The following is a 4,088-nucleotide window of genomic DNA, read 5'->3' as shown; positions in this document are numbered from 1 at the left end:
GGCAGGCCCCCGGGGCGCGACGTCGTGTCTAGCGTGCGGCCGTGGTTCGCGGCGTGGATCGGTGGGTTGTGCGGTACGGCCGCGATGACGATCGTGTTGAAGACCGAGACGCGGTTCCGGAAGAACGCGCGCGGACCGATCGACTACGACGCCAGCGATCACGTCGCGATCGCGGCCTGCAACGTGCTGCGCCGCCCGGTGCCGCAGTCGGCGGCCGCGCGCAATCGCATCTCGTCAACCGTGCACTGGGGCTACGGGTCGGCGGTGGCGGTGACCTTCGAGGCGCTGCGCCGGGCGACCGGATCGGACGCCCGCGCGACGGTGTTGTTCGACGCGGGATGCCAGGCCATGGCCTTCACCCTGTTCCCGACGCTCGGCGAGACGCCCCCGCCGTGGGCATGGGACCGTGCGGCCCTGTCGTCCTCGCTCGCCGTGCACGCGATCTACGCGGTGACCGTCGCGCAAGTGGCGCGCCGGATCCGCAGCCGCTAGGCGGCGCGCCGCTCGTTGCGCAGCTGCTCGTACTCTGCGGTGAGATCCGCGATCAGCGTCTCGCGCCCCTCGCTCACCAGGTGGTTGATCTGGGCGACGTAGTGGTCGTGGATCTCGGTCGTCGTGGGTGTGGTTGTCGTGATGTCGTCCATGGGTTCAATGGTTCTCCATGTCGATGACGAGCCGGTGACGCGATCATGACGTTCTCAGGTCTGTAAGCGTTCTCTGGACCGAATTCCGGGGCCTCGGTGCGTGTTCTGGGTCACGGTCGGAGGCGGTAGCCCATCCCCGGCTCGGTGATCAGATGGCGGGGGCGTCCGGGTTCGGGCTCGAGCTTTCGACGCAGTTGTCCCACATAGATCCGCAGGTAGCTCGGGTCGGTGTGCTCGGCCGAGCCGCGTACCGCGGTCAGCAGCGTGTCACTGCTCACGAGACTGCCTGGCCGGCGCACGAGTACGTCGAGGATCTTCCACTCCGTCGGGGTGAAATGCACCGGTGCGCCGTCGCCGTCGATGGCGGTAGTTGCCGCAAGGTCGACGGTCACCGTGCCGACCGTCGTCGGCACCGGCTCGTCGGCAACCTGCAGCCGGCGGTTCGTGGCACGCAGGCGAGCGAGAAGCTCGTCCATGTTGAACGGCTTGGTCACGTAGTCGTCGGCGCCGAGATCGAGCGCATGAACCTTGTCCGCGCTGCCACTTCGCGCCGAGAGCACGATGATCGGCGTCGTCGCGAAGGCCCGCACCGAGCGGATGACGTCCACCCCGGACATGTCAGGCAGGCCCAGGTCGAGGATGACGACGTCCTGCTGATGATCCGCCAGCGCCGTCAGTGCGTGGGCACCGTCCGCCGCCTCGGTCACGGCGAACCCGCGGGCGTCCAGGTTCATCACCAGCGCACGGCGCAGCGGCGCCTCGTCCTCGACCACCAGCACGCGCATCACGGCGCCACCTGCACAGTGATCACGAACGTGGCGCCGCCGCCGGGCGTCTGTTCGACGGCCACCGTGCCGTCCATGGCCTCGGTGAAGCCGCGCGCGATGGCGAGGCCGAGCCCCACCCCTGCGCCGTCACCGCCTCCGTCGTCGGCGCGCTGGAAGGGACGGAATGCGGCGTCCGCGAGGTCGCCCGCGATGCCCGGGCCGCGGTCGACGACGCGCAGCTGCACCTGGTCGCGGTGCGCACTGCCGACGAGCCGCACCTGCGTGCCGGCCGGTGTGTACCGCAGCGCGTTCTGCACGATGTTCGCGACCACCCGCTCCAGCAGCCCGGCGTCGGCCAGCGCCTCCGGCAGGTCCGCGGGCACGTCGACCGCGACCGGTGCGTCGCGCGGCAGATGCTCGAGCGCGCGGGCGACGACGTCGTCCAGTCCGACGGCTGACGGCAGCACGGCGACCGCGCCGACCTGCAGACGGGACAGGTCCAGCAGGTTGGTCACGAGGTCGGTCAGCCGGTCGAGCGCGTCCTCCGCCGTGGCGAGCAGCTCGGCTCGGTCAGCGGCCGACCAGGCCACCTCTGCCGCTCGCAGGCTGCCGACCGCCACCTTCGCCGACGCGATCGGCGTACGCAGGTCGTGACCCACCGCGTTCAGCAGCGCAGTGCGTTGCCGGTCGGACTCGGCTGCCTGCTCCGCCGCGCGCGCAGCGTCGACCAGTTGCTGTTGCCGGTACGCCGCAGCGACGTGTCCCGCCACTGCCGCGAAGATCCGCTGATCCGCGTCACCGAGTGGGTGGCCGTGCACGGCGAGATGCAGGTGGTCGCCGAGATCCGCGTTCGCGTCGGCGGTGCGCGGATCCCGGGGCGCAGCCGTGCCGTCGGCGGCCACGACGTGCCAGCCGTCCCGTTCGGCACGCAACAGCGCGGCGCCGTCCATCGCGAACGTGTCCCGCACACGCCGCAGCATGCTCGGCAGGGCGAGTTCGCCGCGCAGCAGGCCCGCCGCGAACGCTGTCAGGGCCTGCGCCTCCGCGCCGGCACGCGCGGCGTGGTCGGCGCGGCGTGCGGCGATGTCGACCAGCCGCGACACGGCGAGCGCGATGAGCAGGAAGACCAGCACCGCGACGATGTCCGACGCGCGGTCGATGCTCAGCGTGTGCACCGGCGGGGCGAAGTAGTAGTTGAGCAACAGGGCCGCGGCGAGCGCGCTCACGATCGCCGGCACGAAGCCGCCGACCAGGCTGGTCAGCACCACGACGAGCAGGTACAGCGGGACGTCAGCGGCGAGCGTGAGGTGAGCACGCAGCGCCGTCGCGGCCACGGTGAGCACCGGCAGCAGCACTGCCGAGATCACCAGGCCGAGCACCCGTCGTTGCCACGACAGGCCGCGGTCGAGCGCCGGCAGCGGCACCCGTCCCGGCGCCGATCGCCACTGGATGCGGCTGACGACGTGCAGATCGACGTCGGTGCGCGCCGCGATCCGGTCGGCGACTGTGCGACGCGCCGGCCGGCGTCCCGGTGCGGTGGCGCCCACCACGATCTGCGTCGCACCCACCCGCTGCGCAAGGTCCGCGACCGCGTCGGCCACCGAGTCCGCCACCACCGTGTGGAACGTGCCGCCGAGGCTTTCGACCAGCGTCTGCAGTCCGACCGCCGGGACGCTGCCGTCGGCGTTGAAGCGGCTGCTGCGCGCCACGTGCACGGCGTCGAGCGGTGCAGCCGTGCTGCTCGCCAGCCGGGCCGCGCGGCGGATCACCGCCTCGTCGCCGTCGGCGGCGGACACCGCCACCACGATGTGTTCGCGCGCTGCGGCATCATCGTTGCCGCGTGGCATCGGCCACCTCCGCGTCGCCGCCTGCGCCCGTACGCCGGCCCCACGGAGAACGCTAGCCCGACTGCCCGGTGGGCTCGGCCACACGGCCGTGAGCGATCCGTGAGGATCACGGCCGACCGGCTCGTGCGTTCCTAGCGTCGGATGCATGGATACGACCGTCGACGTCGAGCTGCCCGAGTCCGGCAGCTACCGGGTCAAACGTGTGCTGTTGGGCAAGCCGTTAGTGAACTCGGCCATTCACGACGAGAAGCTGTCGAAGAAGAGCGCGTTGGGCGTGCTGTCCAGCGACTGCATCAGTTCCTCCGCCTACGGCTCGGAGGAGATGCTGATCATCTTGCTGCCGGTGTTCGGGCTGGCCGGCTTCCACCTGCTGATGCCGTTGACCGCTGTCGTCCTCGGCCTACTGGTGCTCACCACGCTGAGCTACCGCGAAGTCGTCATGATCTACACGAGGGCCGGCGGGTCCTACGTCGTGGCGCGGGAGAACTTCGGCCCACGCATCGCGCAGATCGCGTCGGTCGCGTTGATGATCGACTACATCGTGACGGTCGCCGTCCAGGCCGCGGCCGGCGTCTCGGCCGTCGTGTCGATCTTCCCCGGTTGGGCGGTCGGCAGCTGGACGATCACGTTCGCCACGATCGGCGTTGTCCTCCTACTTGCCTACGGCAACCTGCGTGGCGTGCGCGAGGCGGGACGCGCGTTCGCGTTCCCGACGTACTTCTTCGTGGCGTCCGCCGGGCTGGTCGTGCTGATAGGCGTCGTCCGCGAGATCTTCGGCGACCTGCCCGAGATCCGTTACACGGCACAGCAGCGCGCGCACGACCTGTTCG

General features: G+C 70.8%; 5 protein-coding genes. 2 read left to right on the top strand and 3 right to left on the bottom strand.

Features of this window, described 5'->3' with window-relative positions; genetic code table 11:
* The first annotated feature begins 33 nt into the window (after positions 1-33).
* Positions 34-492, top strand: coding sequence for a hypothetical protein (locus ACFFCN_RS15080; protein ID WP_375492917.1), 459 nt, complete (start codon positions 34-36; stop codon positions 490-492).
* On the opposite strand, the gene ACFFCN_RS15075 is transcribed toward ACFFCN_RS15080, so the two are convergent.
* From ACFFCN_RS15075 to ACFFCN_RS15065, 3 genes are all read right to left on the bottom strand, one after another.
* Positions 489-644, bottom strand: a complete 156-nt coding sequence (locus ACFFCN_RS15075) for a hypothetical protein (RefSeq protein WP_375492915.1) — start codon at positions 642-644, stop codon at positions 489-491. The genes ACFFCN_RS15080 and ACFFCN_RS15075 overlap by 4 nt on opposite strands.
* 110 nt (positions 645-754) lie before the next feature.
* Positions 755-1,429 carry a response regulator transcription factor gene (locus tag ACFFCN_RS15070; RefSeq protein ID WP_375492944.1) on the bottom strand — a complete coding sequence of 225 codons (675 nt, stop codon included), beginning with the start codon at positions 1,427-1,429 and terminating at the stop codon, positions 755-757.
* Positions 1,429-3,258, bottom strand: a complete 1,830-nt coding sequence (locus ACFFCN_RS15065; RefSeq protein WP_375492914.1) for a DUF4118 domain-containing protein — start codon at positions 3,256-3,258, stop codon at positions 1,429-1,431. The genes ACFFCN_RS15070 and ACFFCN_RS15065 overlap by 1 nt, the downstream gene beginning before the upstream one ends.
* 145 nt (positions 3,259-3,403) lie before the next feature.
* Between ACFFCN_RS15065 and ACFFCN_RS15060 the strand changes: the two genes are divergently transcribed.
* On the top strand, positions 3,404-4,088 hold a 685-nt coding region (locus ACFFCN_RS15060; RefSeq protein WP_375492913.1), incomplete at its 3' end, for an amino acid permease.

The organism is uncultured Jatrophihabitans sp. (assembly GCF_964246335.1).
Classification (GTDB): Bacteria; Actinomycetota; Actinomycetes; order Mycobacteriales; family Jatrophihabitantaceae; genus Jatrophihabitans.
Note: the sequence above shows the minus strand (reverse complement) of the source record. Positions and strands in the feature narration are given on the sequence as shown.

What these genes read in the sequence shown, in the direction of transcription:
- ACFFCN_RS15075 (WP_375492915.1), bottom strand. Translation starts at nt 644, where the DNA reads ATGGACGACATCACGACAACCACACCCACGACGACCGAGATCCACGAC.
- ACFFCN_RS15070 (WP_375492944.1), bottom strand. Translation starts at nt 1,429, where the DNA reads ATGCGCGTGCTGGTGGTCGAGGACGAGGCGCCGCTGCGCCGTGCGCTG.
- ACFFCN_RS15065 (WP_375492914.1), bottom strand. Translation starts at nt 3,258, where the DNA reads ATGCCACGCGGCAACGATGATGCCGCAGCGCGCGAACACATCGTGGTG.